General features: G+C 44.9%; 2 protein-coding genes. Both read left to right on the plus strand.

Going from position 1 to position 1,838, the window contains the following annotated elements; all coding sequences use genetic code 11:
* Positions 1–79 precede the first annotated feature (79 nt).
* Positions 80–514, plus strand: a complete 435-nt coding sequence (locus IQ242_RS23870; RefSeq protein ID WP_193961663.1) for a peroxiredoxin — start codon at positions 80–82, stop codon at positions 512–514.
* 397 nt (positions 515–911) lie between these two features.
* Positions 912–1,838: family 10 glycosylhydrolase (locus tag IQ242_RS23875; RefSeq protein ID WP_193961664.1), on the plus strand; the 927-nt coding region annotated here is incomplete at its 3' end.

A 1,838-nucleotide genomic window follows, 5' to 3' on the forward strand; every position in this document is an offset into this window, starting at 1 on the left:
CCCCATCACCCCTCTCCCTGTTTTTGACCCTCATCCCTTATGATCAATATAGATTAACTTTTGTAAAGGAATCGGAGTTATGGCTTTAACCGTTGGAACAATCGCACCGAACTTTACCACCACCGACGATACTGGAAAAACCGTTTCCCTGTCGGATTTTCAAGGTAAAGTCGTAGTTTTATACTTCTATCCCAAAGATGATACCCCCGGCTGCACCAAGCAAGCGCAAAGCTTCCGGGATAACTACGAACAATACCAAGACAAGGAAATAGTAGTCTTCGGGGTGAGCAGGGATGACCAGGGTTCCCATGCAAAATTTAAAGAAAAATACGGTTTACCCTTCCAATTGCTCGTAGATACCGATGGTGCTATCACCAAAGCTTATGATGTCGATGGGGGTGGCTATTCTAAGCGCGTCACCTATATCATCGATGCAGAAGGCAAAATTAGCCATGTGGATGACAAAGTGAATACCGCTAGTCACGCATCGGATATTCTCTGTGTCGTCGGTTAATTTTCCCTAAAATCTTTTCTGGGTGTGTTAGGGCAGCCTAATACACCCGGTATCTATTTTTTAGTTCACTGATAATCAGTTTTTAATAACCAGATTTAGTCTGATCACCCTGATAAACTTAAACTAACGAAATAGGGATTGCTGAATAAATGTGAAATGTAGGCGAGGCAAGGGTTTTGGGCTTTTCTTGCGAAACAGGTGCAAGGTTTTGAGTCCTGTAGGGGCGAAGCATTCGGGCGATAACCTATCGCTGAAACCGTAGATTTCCTATCCGAATGCTTCGCCCCTAATTTTTGCCGCAAGCCCTATTTAAGGCCTGCTGATGAGGAACTGAATATCAAAAATCGGACTAAAATAATACTATTATCAAATATCTTGGTGGGATTAATCGGCAATCATGGTTAAGTTTAGCAAGTACCTAAAGAGGCTTGGGATTGTTGCTGGAGTGGCTTTTTTGTTGTTGGTTACTCACCGAGCGGCTCCCCGAAAGGCAGTGGAAAATGAGCAGATGAAGGGGGTTTGGTTAACCAATATTGGCACGATATTGTTACATCACACTACGTCCTTAGATGAGGTGTTAAATCATCTTTCGCGATCGGGTTATGACCGGGTGTATTTTAGTGTTTATGGGTTTAGGGGAACACTTTATCCGACTTCCCAACGTCCGACGAATTGGTTGTTTGTGCCGCCGTTGAGCAATCCCTGGCGGGCAGCGGTTAAGGAGTCTTTACGGCAGGGTTTGAAACCATTTGCTTGGTTTGAGTATGGTTTGATGTTATCCCCTAAGGATCCCATTGCCAAAAAGCATCCGGATTGGCTATTAAAAACGCCCGCAGGGAAGACGGTGGTGGAAACCAATGTCTGGTTAGATCCGGCGAATCCGCAGGTACAAGCCTATCTTTTGGGGAATATGGAAGATATTTTAAAAGAAAAAGATTTGGCGGGGATTCAGTTAGATGATCATTGGGCGGTTCCGCGTGTTTTTGGTAATAAAAGTCAGGCTTTAACGAATTTAACCCGCAAGTTGCACGATCATGTCAAGGCGATTAATCCCAAGTTGGTGGTTAGTCTTTCGCCTAATCCTCACTCTTTTGCGGTGAATAAATATAATCAAAATTGGTTGGCTTGGGTGCGTCAAGGGATTGTGGATGAGGTGGTCCTACAGATCTATCGGAAAACTCCCAATCAGGTGGCGGCAAGTCTTTCGGGTTCGGGACTGGCGACAGCTTCCAGGTATGTGCCGGTGGGGGTGGGTTTATATGCGGGTTGGAATCCTGATTTTTCCTTAAAGGGTTTACAAGCTCAGATGAGGACGGTGGAGCAG

Source organism: Microcystis sp. LEGE 08355 (genome assembly GCF_015207185.1).
Classification (GTDB): Bacteria; Cyanobacteriota; Cyanobacteriia; order Cyanobacteriales; family Microcystaceae; genus Microcystis; species Microcystis panniformis.

What these genes read in the sequence shown, in the direction of transcription:
- IQ242_RS23870 (WP_193961663.1), top strand. Translation starts at nt 80, where the DNA reads ATGGCTTTAACCGTTGGAACAATCGCACCGAACTTTACCACCACCGAC.